Genomic DNA, 16,652 nt, shown 5'->3' with positions numbered 1-16,652 from the left:
AATCCGTTAAAAGGGACTTGAGTTATTAGCTCTGAACTATGGCTTGACTCCTCACTTTAAAAACTCCTTGGGATTTTTTGCTTCCCAACCTAAATAACCGTTAGAACGCATTTCAAAATGAAGATGGGGTTGAGTAGAGGTTGGTTGTCCTGTAGTTCCCACTGATCCTAAAATATCGCCTTTGTTGACCGTTTGACCGAGCGTGACCTTGATGCTGTCAAGTTGGGCGTAACGGCTCTGTGAGCCACCTGCGTGGTTAATAATGACTAATTTGCCGTAACTACCTTGTTCCTTGGCAAAGACGACGATTCCTGAAGCGATCGCTGCCACAGGAGTATTTACTGGCGCTAACAAATCTAGGCCACTATGAAAGAAAACGTCTCCTGTTACCGGGTGATATTGCCAACCATAAGCTAATCCAACCTCTGTAACACTTGGCAAGGGATAACCAGTAATGTTTTCAGCGGGGGTACTAGGTGCCGTAGCAATTACCCCAGCAGCAGGAGTAGGGGCAGTAGTATTAGTTACCCCTGGAAGTATTGGTAAAAAAACAAATTTAGGGGTTTTCTGACAACCATTGATTTCAAAGACTGTATCTGGGCGAACTTTATATTTAGATGCGATTTGTCGCCAGCTTTGATTACGAGGAACTTCCACAACAATGCCATTAAAAGGAAGAATTTGCAATTCTGTACCTGGACTTACCACCCCATTCTTAACAGATGGATTGATTCCCATAATGGTTTCTGGTGATAGATTATAGCGATTAGCTATACTTGCTAAAGTTTCACCGCGATTAACTTGATGACGTTGGATACGAGCTAAGACGGGAACAGGACAACTCCCTGGACTAGCATTAGCACTTTGTAATTGTAATAAGGTGGATAATAAACCTAAAGTGCTAAATAAGCTCAAAAAACATAGTGAACAATAGGAAAATTTCATGTAAAGAAGTCCAGAAACCGCTAATTTTTAGATTTTAGTGGGGAATTGTTAAAGATAGGATAAAGTTTTTCCTCTATCTTTTTACTACCTATTTTGAGTAAATCCATGATGAAATCTAAGAACTAGTAGTTCGTCAAATTTATTTTGACGGGTAATGGAAAAAAACTTCTGTTCTTCCCTCCCCCCCTACCTCCCCCACCTCCCCTACCCCCCCTACCTCCCCCACCTCCCCTACCTCCCCCACCTCCCCCACCTCCCCTACCTCCCCTACCCCCCTACCTCCCCCACCTCCCCCACCTCCCCTACCTCCCCCACCTCCCCTTCACCCGTCATTTTCGGGTTGACAGACTACTAGATATGATCCCCGAATATGCTGACAAATTTTTGATATTTATCGCTCAAATGATCTGTTCACTGAAGGTTTGCTTGATTACACTAAAGAGATAAGCTTTCATCTGTCCTTGAGTGCCATTATTCTTAATAATTATGAATGTATCTTGGAAGCAACTGGCTGTTTATCTAGGTTTGGTGGTAATTGGCTCTGGTGGTGGTGTATTTGTTAGTCGTTATTTTTGGACGCACAATCTTTCATTTCAAGAATTAAAAAATGTGGCAGTAACTTTACCTGCTGAATCTGCTGCTCCTCAACCTGTCAATGGCATACTTAACACTTCGGGAAGTGATAATATCAATTTTATCGCCACTGCTGTCGGCAGAGTTGGTCCTGCGGTTGTGCGAATTAATGCAATTCGTAAAGTATCAAATCCGATGACTGAAGCTCTCAAAAATCCCTTATTTCGCCATTTTTTTAAAGAGGATGAACAACCAATCCCCTCAGAAAAAGTTGAGCGAGGGACAGGTTCAGGATTTATACTGAGTGAGGATGGTAAGTTATTAACTAATGCTCATGTAGTGGCAGATACAGACACGGTTCAAGTTACCCTCAAAGATGGGCGGAGTTTTGAGGGGAAGGTGGTAGGGGTTGATACGGTGACAGATATAGCCGCAGTCAAAATTTCCGCCCACAAGTTGCCGATAGTCAAGTTAGGTAATTCACAAAATTTAATTCCTGGACAATGGGCGATCGCTATAGGCAATCCGTTAGGTTTAGATAATACTGTCACTATTGGCATTATCAGTGCCACGGACAGAACTAGCGCCCAAGTAGGCGTTCCTAATAAGCGCGTTAGTTTTATCCAAACAGATGCAGCTATTAATCCTGGCAATTCTGGTGGACCACTCTTAAATGCTCAAGGGCAAGTTATTGGCGTAAATACTGCTATCCGTGCTGATGCTCAAGGACTTGGTTTTGCTATCCCCATTGAAACCGCCTTTCGTGTAGCCAATGAACTATTTACCACAGGAGAAGTTGCTCACCCCTTTCTAGGAATTGAGATGATAGACATTTCCACAACCACAAAAGAGCGACTGAAAGCGGAAGATCAGCTAAACATTCAGCCAGACGTGGGAATTGTTATCAGAAAAGTTATGGAAAAATCACCCGCACAGATAGGAGGATTACTTCCTGGTGACGTGATTCAAAAAGTTAATGGTAAACAAATCAAAATTGCGGCTCAAGTCCAAAAGATAGTCGAATCGAGTAGTGTTGGAGACATTCTTACCATAGAAGTCAACCGCAATGGGAAAACTCAAATCTTTAAGGTTCGTTCGGGAAATTATAAGGGAAATGCCGAAAACCCTTGAAGATGTAGCTGACTTAGGAAGCTACATCTGTGCTTTAGACAAGGGATGAAGGCTAGAGGCTTTCCTTTATCCTGCATTAACATTAATTTAAAAATTTGAAATAACTTCAAATTTTAATCCATATTCGTGATACAGTTAAATTGTCAGCAAAGACATTAAAAACCTACCGGGGGACTCTCGGAAAGTTACGCTTGTCAGAGATGATTCTGCCGGTAATGGCAAACAGGATCAGGGCAGGAACCCAAATATTTAAGGAACCCTGCCTGAAGCTGGGATAACTGAGAGATATAGACTGAAACTCTCTATAGAATCCCCGCGTCTTTAGACCGGGGAGTGTCAACCTCAATAGCAGGGGACAGAGAACAGGAATAGGAAGCAGGGGGAGGGGAAGAAACTTTCTTTTTGTTCTTTGTTTTTGGTGAACTCCTGACTCCTGACTCCTGACTCCTATTGATTGGATAAATGTTCCAATTGCATTCTCTGTTCCATTTGGCGGAGAAAATAACCTGTCATCATTGCTGATGCTAGTATTCCCGCTAGATTTTCCCGGTCTGTTGTAATTTGCACATTAAAATGTTCTGTCGGTATCACTCCCACGAGTCCTTGGACATTCTGGGAAATGATTTGTTTAATTTCGGGGCTGACAGCTTGGGCTACACGGGCTAAAACTTCAGGAGATTGATGCTGTAAATATTTCAGTAATTGGTTTGGGTTGTCCCCAAAGCGATCATTCAGAAGTTGATTAGGGTGTTGCTCAGAGTCGTCTTGCAAAAAGTCAGGATCAAACACCATTGGCGATTTATATTAGCTTAACTGCTGATTTTACTCTAAACCATATTCATAGGGTAGCGCATTTTCTACAGAGAAAAGGGAATAGGGAATAGAGAAGGGTTTTTTAATTTTGAATTGTTCCCTCCTCTGCCTCTAATCCTTCTAACTCCAGTTCTAGTTGCTGTTCTTTGTCTGGAATTGCCAAAATTTGGGGTAGTTGTTCGATTTGAAAATACTGATGAAATTTTGGTGTTATTTGCAGAGAAAAGGAGCGAGAATCACTTTCTCGGCGTTTGCGGACGAAACCGGATTCTACTAATTCTTGAACGTGCTGATAAGCTCCTGAACCCCGTAAATTAATCAATTCACTTTGCAATATGGGATTATGGAGGGCGATCGCTGCTAATGTCCGTAATGCCCCAACTCCCAATTCTACTGGTATTATAGCTTGCACTAAATCATGAAATTCTGACCGCAGTTGTAAACTATAACCATGTTCAGTTTCTACGACTTCTAAAGCTGTGTCTTGACGGGAATAATTCTCAATTAGTTCGATAATTCCTTCTTCTGCTGCGAAGCGATCGCATTTCGCATATTCAGCAATTTCACTTAGTGATAAGGGTTTACCCTTTAAATAAAGAATCGCTTCTATTTTGCCTACTATAGGTATATTCTTGGGCATTCAGTATTTTAGATTTTGGATTTTAGATTTTAGAAAATTTTTCTCCCCCTGCTTGCCCCCTGCTCCCTGCTCCCCTGCTTATTCTCTATAACTAAGTATAAATTCTGCGATCGCTAAATCTTGAGGAGTAGTAATTTTCAAATTAGTCTCTTCCCCCGAAACTATCCTCACTTCAATACCGCATTTTTCAAACAAAGCCGCATCATCAGTCACTTCCCAACCTTGACGGACACCTTCAGCATGGCACTGTTTTAACAATTTGACATCGAACCCTTGGGGGGTTTGAGCCGCCCAAAGTTGTTTACGTTCTGGTGTACTTTTAATTATGCCATTGTCATCAACAACTTTAATGGTATCTTTAACAGGTACAGCCGCAATTAAACCAGAACAATTGAGAATTGCTTCAGAACAAGCATTAAATAAATCTGGTGTTGCCAAACAACGAGCGCCATCATGGATTAATACCTGTCCCGCATTATTTGGTAATGCCTGTAAGCCATTATAAACTGACTCTTGACGAGTAGAACCACCAGAAATTAATTCTATTGTTTTTTTTAGCTTTAATTCAGCGATAATAGACTTGAACTTGTCCCAATCTTGAGGTTGAGAAACAATTCCTATCCAACTAATAGAACTTGCGGCTTCTGCTGCCAACAAAGTCCAAGCAATCAATGGTTTTGAACGTACCTGTAATAAAAGTTTATTACGATCAGCGCCCATTCTTTTGCCACTTCCAGCAGCGGGAATTAGTAAATGCACAACTTTTCCTTGATCTTTAATTAAATAAATTCAGAATACCCATTTTTGAGAATAACTTCACTAGCAAAATTCAAAAACTCCTAACTTCTAACCCTTGGGCGCACGCCCTGCGCCCCTACATCTTAAGATCGTGACTCATAATTCTCAATACCTATATTCTCCTAAAATATAAAACAATAAACGTTAATAAATATTATGCGTGTAGTAACCCTTGTACCTGGTTCAATTGATAACCAAATTCTTTTTTTTGCCACTCTTGATGATCTTAAGCGTTATTATCCCGACGCGCAGATAGATGTCATTGTCGAACCCCAGTCAAAGGCTGCTTACCGAGTAAGCAAGTCAGTTCATGATGTATTAACTTTTGACTACAAAGATCGTAATAGTTTGGCTGATTGGGGTAACTTAGTTGGCATGATCCGCGATCGTGAGTATGATGTCGCTATTATTGTTGGACAAAGTTGGTTAGTAGGCTTGCTAATGTGGTTAACAGGAATCCCCACACGCATTGGCTATCAAGGACAAGGTGCGGTTTTTCTCACTAATCACATTACACCCAACCTATCCCAATATGTGGCAAAAGTGTACCATGACCTACTCAAACCTTTAAAGATTAATACTCCTTGTCCACCACTATCAGTAAATGTGCCAAAAGTAGACATCGAATGGGCGCAAGGAGAACAAAAACGTTTAGGCGTAAGTGAATCAGGTTTTATTCTCATCAATGCTGGTGGATCTAATTTAGATACAACCTACCCTGTAGAAAGTTGGCAAAAAATCATTGCAGCTTGCCAAGAAAAACAACCAGATTTACCCGTTGTTGTCATTAAAGAAGCTGATAATGAGTCGTTTGTGCGTTCAATTTTAGAACATTGTCACAATATTAAAGTTACTTCCCCCGATGATATTGGCAAACTAACCGCCATCATTGGTGGCGCTAGTTTAATGTTGTCTGTAGAAAATAGTCTTCTGCAATTGAGTATAGCAGTAGAAACATATACAATAGCTTTGCTAAATTCTACGGACTCAGAAAAATTATTACCCACAAGTGAAAAAGTCTTAGCTATTACCTCACCCACTGGAAAACTAGCAGATATTGCGCCCCAAATAGTCTTAGAAAAAATTTGGGGAAGTTAACTATTATCAATTTTGGATTTTAGATTTTAGCTTCAAAATCATCTAGCAGGAGTCAGGAGTCAGAAGGAAATTTTTTCCCTGTTCCCTGTTCCCTGTCACCTGTCACCTGTCACCTGTCACCTGTCACCTGTCACCTGTCACCTGTCACCTGTCACCTGTCACCTGTCACCTGTTCCCTGTCACCTGTCACCTGTCACCTGTCACCTGTCACCTATCACCTGTCACCTGTCACCTGTCACCTGTTCCCTGTCACCTGTCACCTGTCACCTGTCACCTGTCACCTGTCACCTGTCACCTGTCACCTGTCACCTGTCACCTGTCACCTGTCACCTGTTCCCTGTCACCTGTTCCCTGTCACCTGTCACCTGTTCCCTGTCACCTGTCACCTGTTCCCTGTCACCTGTCACCTGTTCCCTGTTCCCTGTTCCCTGTTCCCTTTCCAAATTAATTAGTTTTTTCAATCATTTCAAAGAAAGCATCATCTAATTCATAGCCCAGAATTTGCGCTAAGGATTTGAGTCGAGATGGACTAACAATATCTTGTTTGTACAACCAATCACTTAAAATAAAGATTTTGTGCATCAAAAATATTTCTAAGGCTTCGGGGTTGTACTGGATACCTTCTTTAGAACTAAACTGATGAGGTACTAACATTGCTGCGTATCTAGATAATTCTCCGGCTTTCCAGTCTAGTAAAAATGGTAACCAAGGATACTTGGCATCAAGACGCACAAACCATAGTCTTACCTCGGGAATTTCCGATAACTCCCGTGGATCATTTTCTTCCTGTTCATAATTAATTTCTAGACGTAGTTGCTGTTCATAGGAGCAAATATTTCCTGCTTGCAGCAGTGGTTCAATCACCATTAAGGCAGGTGATACATCTAAACTATAAATAGAATCGTTGTTGAGGGTGATTGTGATTGTCATGGACTGATAGATAGATACTTACTTACTCAACAGTGTTGACAATTCACAGTAACAGTTTTTTAACCACTTGAGGTAGACATTGGGAGGAATTTTAAGATAAAGTTGTTATGAGTTTGTTTTAGATTCGGAATATCATAAATTAGTAAACAGGCAAAAGGCAAAGTGTTCTTTAATTTTGCGGGAGTGAGTCCTGTCGTGAAGGTATTTTGAATTGATTTCCAATTTCTAGAATTCACAACCTGAAATATGTACAAGCAAGGAAGTTGTCTTAAACCTATTCGTTCCTTAGAAGATGCTTTGGATAGGTGTCAAATGTTGGGAATGCGTGTCAGTCGTCAGCGACGCTTTATACTGGAGTTGCTTTGGCAAGTGAAAGAGCATCTTTCTGCTAGGGAGATTTATGATCGACTCAATAAAGAAGGTAAAGAAATTGGACATACTTCGGTATATCAAAATCTAGAAGCTTTATCTAGCCAGAGTATTATAGAGTGTATTGAACATGGTGATGGACGATTATATGGAAATAATAGTGATTCCCATAGTCATGTTAACTGTATAGATACAAATCAGATTTTAGATGTGCAGATAGAATTACCCGAAGAGTTGTTACGTCAAGTAGAAGCACAGACAGGAATTAAGATTTCTGAATATACAATTAACTTTTATGGTTATCGTGACAAAGTGAATGATTAGGAATTGAGAATTTAAACTAAGTAGGTGAACACAATAAAACCAAACTGTGTAAAGAAACGTAAAATCGCCCAAACCCTCTTGCCTCTTGCCTCTTGCCTTTTGCCTCTTGCCTTGCCATAACAACAATTTTCAACGCCAACCTACTTAGCCTAAAAATCAGGAATCAAATCTCTTGTAAAAATGAGCGATCGCCTTTTACAATTCTTATTAATTGACCCAGATCCAATTTTCCGTTTAGGACTAAAGGTAACACTGGAAGCTATTCCTAATTTACAAGTTATAGCAGACGTTGCCACAGATACCGCAGCTTTACAGGTTTTAGCGCAAGTAAATTCTCAGCAAATTAAATTAATCATTTTAGAATTAGGGAATGAACAATTGGGTTTGCAGTTCTGTAAACAACTAAAAGCTTTATATCCCCACATACCTATATTACTTTTAAGTTCAAAATCCCAACCAGAAATGCTCATTGCGGCAAAAGCAATAGGAATAAATGGTTATTGTCCTAAAGGGATATCAATTTCTCAATTAGTCCCCATTCTTCAAGAAGTTGCTAATGGTGGTTATTATTGGTTCACAGAACCAGTAATCATTAATTCTCCTTTGCCATTTGCGAAGTTGCGAAATAATTTACAAAATTCAGGAATTAATAATATTGATCAAGCTATTAATCTAGTCACAGAAAAATTAAAAATACCAGGAATACCTTTATTAAATAAAGCAATTTTAGCAGGACAGCGACGCGAACTTCTAGCCGCTCGCTGGGTTGTTAATCACTTATTGACAATACCGAAAGAAAGACAAAAACCACCCCCAGAAAACCAATTACTATCCTTCAGTATTCAGAATCAGGATAATATCATTAAACTAGATGCGGATGTAAGACCATCAATTAATATACCACCTATAGTTAGTTCTCGACAACTGCAATCTGAATTATTTACTTTATGTTTAAATAAATTGCAATTTTCTTTAGAAAATCTTACTAATACACCTTTAGAAATTGATATTCTCCGAGAAAATAAAAAGCGAGAGTTGCTTTATATTATTCTGAGGAAATTTTTTACCCAGGTGGAAGAAATACATACTTTTAATTTCGATAAAAATCAGCTATTTAATTTACAAAATCAGATTTCTCTAGATTTATGGAAATTTGCTATTACGGAATTTTTTGGTAATTATTCTCGGATTATTTTAGACAAACAAGAAATAAATTTAGTTAAGTTTTTATTAGATAAAAATACAGATTTGCAAACAGAAATTATTAATAAAGTGCCGTTATTATTTGAGTTATTGTCTTATTTACTATTACTGACAGATTTATATATTGATAATGTTTCTTACCCAGCAGGAACTAAAGAATCTCAATCACAAGCATTATTAATTTTAGAGAATTTATTGATTCATATAGCTAATGCTGTAATTCAACCATTACTAAATAACTTAGCAGATGAGGAAAGTATTAAACAAAATTTTTATAACTGGCAAATGATTTCTACTAGGGAAATTGAGAAGTTCAGAAATAATCTATCTTGGAAATATCAATTATATCAATATATAACTGAAGCACAAACTATTTTTGAAAGTCGCTATGAGTTCTTTGTTTTCTCCCCCCGTGGAATTACGAAAATATCAATTTATGCTCCTCGAAATCAAGAATTAGCTCAACTTTCCGGTATTCCTTTAGGGGTAACATTAATACTGGAATTTCGGGATGCTATTTCTCCACGTATCCAATCATTGGTAGGGTTTTTAGGAACTGGAATTGTTTTCGTCCTTACTCAAATAGTCGGTAAGGGTTTAGGTTTAGTTGGTAGAGGTATTTTGCAAGGAATTGGTAGTGTTTCTTTGTCAGAAAAAGGACAACGGAAGAATAGGTAATTAGTCATTAGTCATTCAATACTGCTCGGTTAAGGGGATATAGGGGGTGAATTCAAAAATATTTTGTTCGCGTATGTAAGTAGGTGAACACAATAAAACCAAACTGTGTAAAGAAACGTAAAATCGCCCAAACCCTCTTCACTCTTGCCTCTTGCCTCTTGCCTTTTGCCTTGCCATAACGACAATTTTCAACGCCAACCTACTTACTACGATAACAATAAAAGCTAAAAAACTTGCTTATACCTAACGAAAGGCACGCTGAAAAAACTTAATTGTCAATTGATGAGAATGATTAAAATACCTTTTTTCTGGTTTTACCTGCTGAATGTGGGCTATAATAGAATGTAAAATATAAAGTCTTTTCGCCCGAATCTCACAAAAAATAAAATAATATGTATAAGCATTATATGAAATATTGCAAACATAATATAAAACTGTTACCTTCTGTCCCAGAACCAAAATACGTTGTTTTTACAGATTTTGATGAAACTTATCTTGCTCATCAAAATAGAGAGGATTATAAAAATGATCTCAAAGAACTTGAGGAGTATTTATTAAATGAAACATATCAGAAACAAATCTTTTTTGGTTGGGTTACTGGTAGTAGTTTAACTTCAGTTTTTGATAAAATAAATAAATGTGGTTTGACATTATTACCTCATTTTATTGCTAGTAGTTTAGGGACTGAACTAATCTACTTCAATCAAAACCAATACGCTGAAAAAGATAAAATATGGGAAAACAATCTCATGAAAACTGGATTCTCTGAGAATTTAGTTAATAACTTAGTTAGTTTTTTAAAATTAGATAATATACACTTGACACCACAACCTCAAATAGCAGATTGTCCTTTTTTAAAGAATTACTATTACCATCAACAAAATGATCTAATTGATAATCAGGCAATTTTGAAGATAAAAGAGTTAGTGAAAAAAGCTGGTATTCAAGTAAATATTAGTCAAGCAAATCCTTTATCTGGAGATCCAAACAATTGCTATGATGTTGATTTTATCCCATCAGGGACAGGTAAAAAACATATAGTTAATTTTATTTTACAGCAGACAAATGTAAGTTATCAAAACTCCATAGCTTTTGGTGAAAGTGGTAATGATATTGAAATGCTGCAAACTGTTAGACATGGTTATTTAGTTGGAAATGCAACCAGCGAAGCTAGGAAATTACATTTTCAAATAGCAGAAAATGAATATGCTAAAGGAATATTATCTGTATTAAAAACACTTATTAAATAATCAAGAGTCATGAGTCAGAATGTTTGATATATTACATCCCACATTCCGCAATTATGAAACGCCATATTTTTGGTATTTTTTGTGTAATCCTGAAAAAGCTGAATTGTTTATAACTCAATCAGTCTTAATCATATTTACATAAGAGTAAAGCCACCGTTAATACATAAATATTGCCCTGTAACAAATCTGGACTCATGACTGGCGAAATAAAGCACTGCTTCAGTAATATCCTGTGGAGTACCCCATTGCTGCATGGGAATTCTGACTTGGTAAGCGTCTTTTTTTTCTTGAGGAACGTTTTCATGGCGTTCTACGGGTATCCAACCGGGAGCAACTGCATTAACTGTAATACCAAAAGGCGCTAATTCGGTGGCCATGCTGCGTGTAAATCCCAGTTGTCCATTTTTGGCAGTAACGTAAGCACTGAAGTTATTAACTGAGCGGAAACAAACGTCACTACTAATATTAATAATTCGTCCCCATTGTTTTTGTTTCATGGAGGGTAAACAAATACGAGTTAATAAGTAGGGACTTTTGATAAAAAAATCCAGCATGGTTTGGAAATCTTGCCAGGTGTATTCCTCAAAGGGGATCTGGGGTTGGTTTCCTGTGGCATTTAACACCAAAATATCTACTGCACCCAGTTGAGAGGCGATCGCTTCATAAATTGCTGCTACATCTTCTTCTTGGGTAACATCCCCACGAACCAAAATAGCTTGGCAACCTTGTTGTTCAAGTTCAGCTAAAGCCTGTTTAGCCCGTGATTCGTTATTGCTGTAATTGATTGCTACCTTAGCACCTGCTTGTCCCAATTTGAGAGCGATCGCTTTCCCTAAACCAGCAGAACTTCCTGTAACTAAGGCCACATGACCATCTAAAGAAAATGACATTTAATTACTAACCCCTGATGAAAATAATGAAATAAACTTAGACAACGGCAAATTTTTGTAATACTTGAGACAAGTTATTTAAACTCTCTTTCGTTCCCTGCTCAACATCTGATGTTTCTTCATATTCAACCACCCAATATCCCTGATAACCTGCATTTAATAGTTCTTTAATAATCGGTTCCCAGACAATTTCTCCCTCTCCAAAAGCACAGAATTGAGGACTACCATTAACCCATTGCACATCTTTCCAATGACTATAATTTACCCAAGGAAGAATATAGCGGAGTGCCATCAAAGGATCAGTTCCCTGATTCAAAAAATTAGCGGGATCATAGTTAATACCAACAGCAGGACTTTTAATACCTTCCATCATTCTGGCCACTCTTTGTCCGGTTGCAGTTGGTCCACCATGATTTTCAATCGTTATTTGAATTCCTCGTTCTTCGGCGTAATCACCGATTTTATTAAAAGCATAATGCAACAGAGGAAAAACATCTGGGAGAATATAATCATTTCTGTGATCACCAGACAATAATCTGACAAATTTTGCCCCTAATTTTTCAGCACTATCAACAAAACGCTCTACTCTTTTAATTTCTGTTTCTAACTCATTTGCATCTGAGAGTGTAAAATTATTTCTTCCTGCTATACAAATAATATCTACTCCTGCTTCTTTAGCCCAATCAGCAATTTTAGATACTGCTTGATCATCACCATCATGTAAAAGATGTTTGGGTGCTTGGGGATGAGCATTCACTTCTACTGAACGAATGCCTTGGTTAGCTATCCAGTGGAAATATTCAGGTATTTCCACTTCTCTCCAGCCCCAAGCAGCACAGCCAATATTTAGTGAATTAATGTTAGACTTTAGCATATTTTAGATTTTGGATTTTAGAAATGATGTGTATAGCTTAGAGGGTAAGCTGTCGTGCATTCAAAATGCACAACAGCAAGTCAAAAGTGAAGAAAATTTGAGGCTTATTTATTGATAGAATAACTTAATGTTTTCACAAACTTGCTCAAGTTCCTGAACGGTTAGTCCTGGGTAAATAGGTAAACTCAGGATGCGGCTTGCTTGCATTTCTGCGACAGGAAAACTCCCTGCTGGATAGCTTAATTCTTTACCTGCTGTAGATAGATGAATTGGCACTGGATAATGAATTGCTGTACCGATACCGCGATCGCTCAAAAATTGACGCAATTGATCACGCCGTTCAGCTTGAATAACAAAGGTGTGGTAAACGCATTTTTCCCACTCTCGTTCCCATGGCATTATGATTTGAGGAATACCCGCAAGTTGACTTTGGTAATAGTGAGCATTTTCTTGACGTTGCTGTGTCCATTCCTGGAGGTAACGCAATTTAACTAACAGAATAGCTGCTTGTAGAGTATCTAAGCGAGAATTATGAGACCACATCACACAGTCATCACGAGTTCGTAAACCAATATTCCGCATAATTTTTAACTGGTCATACAGTTCGGAATCATCCGTTACTATTACTCCTCCATCTCCACAAGCATTTAAGTTTTTCAGGGGGTGTAAACTGAAACAACCCACTATTCCCAAAGAACCTACTCGTTGACCTTGATACTCAGCCAGTACAGATTGGGCGGCATCCTCCACTACAGCTATTCCATTTTCCTGGGCAATATCTAAAATTGGTTTCATGTTACAAGGTCTTCCCGTCAGATGTACAGGGATAATTGCCTTTGTTTTGGGAGTAATAGCTGTGGCGATTTTAGTTGGATCAATATTGTAATCATCGCCCACATCAACGAATACAGGTTTAGCACCAAGTATGCGAATACAGGTAGCTGAAGCCACGAAAGAATTAGGGACAGTAATAACTTCATCACCAGAACGAATACCAAGTGCTTTGAGTGCAAAAATTAAGGCATCTGTCCCAGAATTAACACCAACTGCATAACGAACGCCACACAATTGAGCAAACTGACGCTCAAACTCTGCAACTTGCTCGCCTAAAATAAAGTTGCCATCATCAAGGACTTCACCCATTGCTGCTAGTAACTCAGACTTTATGGCAGCGTGTTGACTTTTAAGATTAACGAAGGGTATTTGATTAATGGTTAATAGTTGTGACATTTTTAATATCCCAATATATTGATAACGACTTCACGGATGTAACCAGACTGACGATGTTCCCAGATATAAATATCTTGTAAACGTCCTAGCTGCAAAAGACCTTGAGCAATCGGAACTTGTTCAGAGGTATGGGTAAGGGCAGAGCGAATATGTGCCGGCATATCATCTAAACCTTGTCCGGCTAAAAGATATTGACCATTTTCGGGAACTAACTTCGCAAAAAAGGTTTCCACGTCGGGTTTGGCATCTTCTTCTTGAATCAATAAACTGGCGGAAGTATGACGGATAAAAAGGTTACAAATTCCTGCTGTAATTCCCGATTCTGTAATGACTGCTTGGACTTGGGGCGTAATTTGACATAGAGATTTACCAGTAGTTTGTACCTTGATTGATTGTTGGTCAAGTCTTATAGATGAGTTGGTCATTTTTATTCCTTTCCTAAATGCTCAAACCACGATTTTGTCTCTTGCTGAATTGTTTCTGGTGTCCAAACTGGAGCATCTCGCCAAAGTTCAATATTGGCTAACATTTCACTTACACCTTGACTTAAAGGTACTTGAGGTTGCCATTTTAAAAGAGTCGTAGCTTTAGTAATATCAGCCCAAGTACAATCCGGTTCTCCTGGGCGTTTGGGAATGTGAGTAATTTCTCCTGCTAATAATTTCACCAGTGTTAAAACGCTTTCAGATTTACCAGAACCAATATTAATAATTTCCCCGGTAATATCCGATTCAGCAGCTTTGATAAAGGCTGCTACTACATCACTAACGAAGGTAAAATCTCTCGTTTGCATTCCATCTCCAACAACAGTAAAAGGGGTTTTCGCTAGTTTTTGAGCTAAAAATACGCCAAATACTGCACCATAAGCTCCTGTGGTTCTGGATCTTGGTCCATACACATTAAACAATCGTAAAGAAAGGGCTGGAAGTTGATAAACTTGCGCCCAGTGCATGACTAATTGTTCACCTAAATATTTTGTTAAGCCGTATGGATGTTTAGGATGACAAGGATAGGTTTCTGATGTGGGATATTGATTAGGAATACCATAGCAAGTGGAAGAAGCTGTGTAGATAAATTTTTGGATTTTAGCAGTACGACAAGCTTCTAAAAGGACGAATGTACTATGTAAATTGGCATGATAATATGCTCCTGGATTTTGGATTGAGGGAACTAAATCAGCTAATCCTGCTAAATGAAATACCCAGTCAATATCTGTTAATATGGATGGGGAAATATCAGCAACATCTTGCTCAATAAATGTAAATGTGGAATAGGTTTGAGCCACTTTTAAATTAGCCGTTCTTCCTGTCACCAAATTATCTAAACCAACGACACTATGACCTGATTTGAGGAGGAGATCACACAAGTGGCTACCAATAAAACCAGCAGCACCAGTGACTAAGCAATGTTTAGGAGAATTTAATTTACTGTTCATACAAAATTAATAATCTGTTAGTCAAAATTTAAATTTTCATCAAGCTTTATGATCATCTAATTTACATTATCAAATTCTATTTTTTGTCATTTTATCAACCATTCTACTTAATTCTTCACAATTGACAATGATATCTTCATTCTTTACTTCACAAAACATACAAGCATAATCGAATCCTAATCCTTTAGCAACTGTATAATAGAAATGGCTAATTTTCTGACCAAAAAGTTCAATTAAAGTTAAATTTTGGGAGAAAATAATATTTGTTACTCCACCACCATGAGGAGCAATAATAAATTTAGCTTGAGCAAACAATTTTACTTGGTCAGCAAAATCTAAATCTTCTAGAACATAAGGTACAAAATCCATTTTATCGAGAGTATTGCTTACTTCTTCTTCATTCAAAATGCGGCGAGCATTTGCTTTTTTACGAGAAATAAAAATATTGGGACTCAAAACCAGATTTGGATTTGCATAAGTACCTACGTTACTAAGAATACGTTCTCTTACCCAATGACAAGCTTTGATAGAAATACGTCCTCCTTCACGTCTTTTAGAGCAAATAACTAATTCATTAACTTTAGCTCTATATCCATTCCATTGGATATAATTTTCTAGACCATAACCCATCAATTCTAAAGAGCGAATTTTCCAACTAGGAATATCTTTATCAATTATTAAGACTGGTTTTTTACCTGTTTTTTGAGAATAATATTCAATGGCTTCTAATCGAGTTAAAGCTTCATATATCCAATGAGCATATAAATGACTCCAATAATTAACAAATGAACAAGCTAAATCAAAATGTTCTATTTTATCTATGGGGGCAATATATTGAGAATTGAAACCAGACTTCATTGTAGAAATAGCAGTGTGTTCTAAAACATCTACTCTATCTAAAACTGTTTCTAAAATAATATTCTTATCCTCAGTAAAACCAATCCCATAAATTCCCAATAACTCCACGTTTTTAACAACCACAGCAAAAGGATTAGTAAATTCAAAGCTACCTTCTTTTTCTCTAAATACTGCGGGAATTTCTTGATAACTTATAGCTGGTTCAATTTGAATAATTTCATCATATTTTAACTGATAAAGATTATTCTCTGCTTGACATTGCTGGAGTAAATCTACTCTAGTAATTAAATTGCTGTGTAGATAGTTAAATAAAATTGAATAAATCAATTTGAGAATAGGTAATTGTTCATATTCCGCTTCTAACTTAGGAATATTATTCTCCATTTTATCTTTCTCCATCTCCTCAGTCATCGTGATGAGATTTTCGTCAATGTATCTCAATAGAATGGGATATATGAGTTTAAATATTAGCAATTCTTGAACATAACGCCAAACTTTATTCATCTGCTTGTAAATCTCTTTGTTTTGTATGGGACAGCAAAATAATTTGCTGGTTTTTTAGTAAAAGTTTAGTAAAATTTAATGAATATTTAATAAACATATTCTCAAATTC

General features: G+C 37.5%; 16 protein-coding genes. 5 read left to right on the top strand and 11 right to left on the bottom strand.

The genetic code is table 11. The annotated features are described in order from the left end of the window. Positions 1-51 precede the first annotated feature (51 nt). A complete protein-coding gene (locus AA650_RS15335) occupies positions 52-945 on the bottom strand; it encodes a LysM peptidoglycan-binding domain-containing M23 family metallopeptidase (RefSeq protein ID WP_053539656.1) in 894 nt (297 codons plus the stop codon). Positions 946-1,431: 486 nt separating this feature from the next. Between AA650_RS15335 and AA650_RS15330 the strand changes: the two genes are divergently transcribed. Next, on the top strand, positions 1,432-2,649 hold the full coding sequence (locus AA650_RS15330) for an HhoA/HhoB/HtrA family serine endopeptidase (protein WP_053539655.1): 1,218 nt from the start codon (positions 1,432-1,434) through the stop codon (positions 2,647-2,649). Positions 2,650-3,096: 447 nt separating this feature from the next. On the opposite strand, the gene AA650_RS15325 is transcribed toward AA650_RS15330, so the two are convergent. From AA650_RS15325 to ispD, 3 genes are all read right to left on the bottom strand, one after another. After that, positions 3,097-3,441 carry a DUF760 domain-containing protein gene (locus AA650_RS15325; protein ID WP_027401717.1) on the bottom strand — a complete coding sequence of 115 codons (345 nt, stop codon included), beginning with the start codon at positions 3,439-3,441 and terminating at the stop codon, positions 3,097-3,099. A gap of 103 nt (positions 3,442-3,544) precedes the next feature. Beyond that, positions 3,545-4,102, bottom strand: coding sequence for an SMC-Scp complex subunit ScpB (gene scpB / locus AA650_RS15320; protein WP_053539654.1), 558 nt, complete (start codon positions 4,100-4,102; stop codon positions 3,545-3,547). Positions 4,103-4,180: 78 nt separating this feature from the next. Further along, on the bottom strand, positions 4,181-4,861 hold the full coding sequence (ispD, locus tag AA650_RS15315; RefSeq protein WP_039201346.1) for a 2-C-methyl-D-erythritol 4-phosphate cytidylyltransferase: 681 nt from the start codon (positions 4,859-4,861) through the stop codon (positions 4,181-4,183). 195 nt (positions 4,862-5,056) lie between these two features. Between ispD and AA650_RS15310 the strand changes: the two genes are divergently transcribed. Continuing rightward, positions 5,057-5,998: a glycosyltransferase family 9 protein gene (locus AA650_RS15310; protein ID WP_053539653.1), complete on the top strand. Its 942-nt coding sequence runs from the start codon at positions 5,057-5,059 to the stop codon at positions 5,996-5,998. Between the two features lie 444 nt (positions 5,999-6,442). On the opposite strand, the gene AA650_RS15305 is transcribed toward AA650_RS15310, so the two are convergent. Beyond that, a complete protein-coding gene (locus AA650_RS15305; RefSeq protein WP_053539652.1) occupies positions 6,443-6,928 on the bottom strand; it encodes a CRR6 family NdhI maturation factor in 486 nt (161 codons plus the stop codon). A gap of 246 nt (positions 6,929-7,174) precedes the next feature. Here AA650_RS15305 and AA650_RS15300 point away from each other — a divergent pair, with 246 nt between their 5' ends. The 3 genes from AA650_RS15300 (at position 7,175) to AA650_RS15290 (ending at position 10,752) form a co-directional block, all read left to right on the top strand. Next, positions 7,175-7,621, top strand: a complete 447-nt coding sequence (locus AA650_RS15300) for a Fur family transcriptional regulator (RefSeq protein ID WP_039201351.1) — start codon at positions 7,175-7,177, stop codon at positions 7,619-7,621. Between the two features lie 180 nt (positions 7,622-7,801). Continuing rightward, entirely contained in the window at positions 7,802-9,502 is a 1,701-nt protein-coding gene (locus tag AA650_RS15295; RefSeq protein ID WP_053539651.1) for a DUF3685 domain-containing protein, read from the top strand. A 392-nt stretch (positions 9,503-9,894) separates the two neighbouring features. Beyond that, positions 9,895-10,752, top strand: coding sequence for an HAD-IIB family hydrolase (locus tag AA650_RS15290; protein ID WP_081424236.1), 858 nt, complete (start codon positions 9,895-9,897; stop codon positions 10,750-10,752). Between the two features lie 134 nt (positions 10,753-10,886). Here the strand turns inward: AA650_RS15290 and AA650_RS15285 are convergent, their stop codons facing one another. The 6 genes from AA650_RS15285 to AA650_RS15260 form a co-directional block, all read right to left on the bottom strand. Further along, positions 10,887-11,642, bottom strand: coding sequence for an SDR family NAD(P)-dependent oxidoreductase (locus AA650_RS15285; RefSeq protein WP_015078118.1), 756 nt, complete (start codon positions 11,640-11,642; stop codon positions 10,887-10,889). Positions 11,643-11,679: 37 nt separating this feature from the next. Then, a complete protein-coding gene (locus AA650_RS15280) occupies positions 11,680-12,516 on the bottom strand; it encodes a sugar phosphate isomerase/epimerase family protein (RefSeq protein ID WP_053539650.1) in 837 nt (278 codons plus the stop codon). Positions 12,517-12,624: 108 nt separating this feature from the next. After that, positions 12,625-13,746 carry a DegT/DnrJ/EryC1/StrS family aminotransferase gene (locus AA650_RS15275; RefSeq protein WP_053539649.1) on the bottom strand — a complete coding sequence of 374 codons (1,122 nt, stop codon included), beginning with the start codon at positions 13,744-13,746 and terminating at the stop codon, positions 12,625-12,627. Between the two features lie 2 nt (positions 13,747-13,748). Further along, positions 13,749-14,171 carry a secondary thiamine-phosphate synthase enzyme YjbQ gene (locus tag AA650_RS15270; protein WP_015078121.1) on the bottom strand — a complete coding sequence of 141 codons (423 nt, stop codon included), beginning with the start codon at positions 14,169-14,171 and terminating at the stop codon, positions 13,749-13,751. Positions 14,172-14,173: 2 nt separating this feature from the next. After that, entirely contained in the window at positions 14,174-15,181 is a 1,008-nt protein-coding gene (locus AA650_RS15265; protein WP_015078122.1) for an SDR family oxidoreductase, read from the bottom strand. Between the two features lie 69 nt (positions 15,182-15,250). Further along, the gene (locus AA650_RS15260; RefSeq protein WP_053539648.1) at positions 15,251-16,543 is read right to left on the bottom strand and encodes a glycosyltransferase family 61 protein; all 1,293 of its coding nucleotides are present in this window, start codon (positions 16,541-16,543) and stop codon (positions 15,251-15,253) included. Positions 16,544-16,652 lie beyond the last annotated feature (109 nt).

It is taken from the genome of Anabaena sp. WA102 (assembly GCF_001277295.1).
GTDB lineage: Bacteria > Cyanobacteriota > Cyanobacteriia > Cyanobacteriales > Nostocaceae > Dolichospermum > Dolichospermum heterosporum.
The sequence above is the reverse complement of the archived record's forward strand: the minus strand, read 5'-3'. Positions and strand labels throughout refer to the sequence as shown.

Excerpts from the sequence above, each read along its gene's own strand:
- AA650_RS15285 (WP_015078118.1), bottom strand. The coding sequence starts at position 11,642 with ATGTCATTTTCTTTAGATGGTCATGTGGCCTTAGTTACAGGAAGTTCT.
- AA650_RS15330 (WP_053539655.1), top strand. The coding sequence starts at position 1,432 with ATGAATGTATCTTGGAAGCAACTGGCTGTTTATCTAGGTTTGGTGGTA.
- AA650_RS15300 (WP_039201351.1), top strand. The coding sequence starts at position 7,175 with ATGTACAAGCAAGGAAGTTGTCTTAAACCTATTCGTTCCTTAGAAGAT.
- AA650_RS15280 (WP_053539650.1), bottom strand. The coding sequence starts at position 12,516 with ATGCTAAAGTCTAACATTAATTCACTAAATATTGGCTGTGCTGCTTGG.
- AA650_RS15290 (WP_081424236.1), top strand. The coding sequence starts at position 9,895 with ATGTATAAGCATTATATGAAATATTGCAAACATAATATAAAACTGTTA.
- AA650_RS15275 (WP_053539649.1), bottom strand. The coding sequence starts at position 13,746 with ATGTCACAACTATTAACCATTAATCAAATACCCTTCGTTAATCTTAAA.
- AA650_RS15265 (WP_015078122.1), bottom strand. The coding sequence starts at position 15,181 with ATGAACAGTAAATTAAATTCTCCTAAACATTGCTTAGTCACTGGTGCT.
- AA650_RS15295 (WP_053539651.1), top strand. The coding sequence starts at position 7,802 with ATGAGCGATCGCCTTTTACAATTCTTATTAATTGACCCAGATCCAATT.
- AA650_RS15270 (WP_015078121.1), bottom strand. The coding sequence starts at position 14,171 with ATGACCAACTCATCTATAAGACTTGACCAACAATCAATCAAGGTACAA.
- AA650_RS15260 (WP_053539648.1), bottom strand. The coding sequence starts at position 16,543 with ATGAATAAAGTTTGGCGTTATGTTCAAGAATTGCTAATATTTAAACTC.
- scpB (WP_053539654.1), bottom strand. The coding sequence starts at position 4,102 with ATGCCCAAGAATATACCTATAGTAGGCAAAATAGAAGCGATTCTTTAT.
- AA650_RS15305 (WP_053539652.1), bottom strand. The coding sequence starts at position 6,928 with ATGACAATCACAATCACCCTCAACAACGATTCTATTTATAGTTTAGAT.
- AA650_RS15325 (WP_027401717.1), bottom strand. The coding sequence starts at position 3,441 with ATGGTGTTTGATCCTGACTTTTTGCAAGACGACTCTGAGCAACACCCT.
- AA650_RS15310 (WP_053539653.1), top strand. The coding sequence starts at position 5,057 with ATGCGTGTAGTAACCCTTGTACCTGGTTCAATTGATAACCAAATTCTT.
- AA650_RS15335 (WP_053539656.1), bottom strand. The coding sequence starts at position 945 with ATGAAATTTTCCTATTGTTCACTATGTTTTTTGAGCTTATTTAGCACT.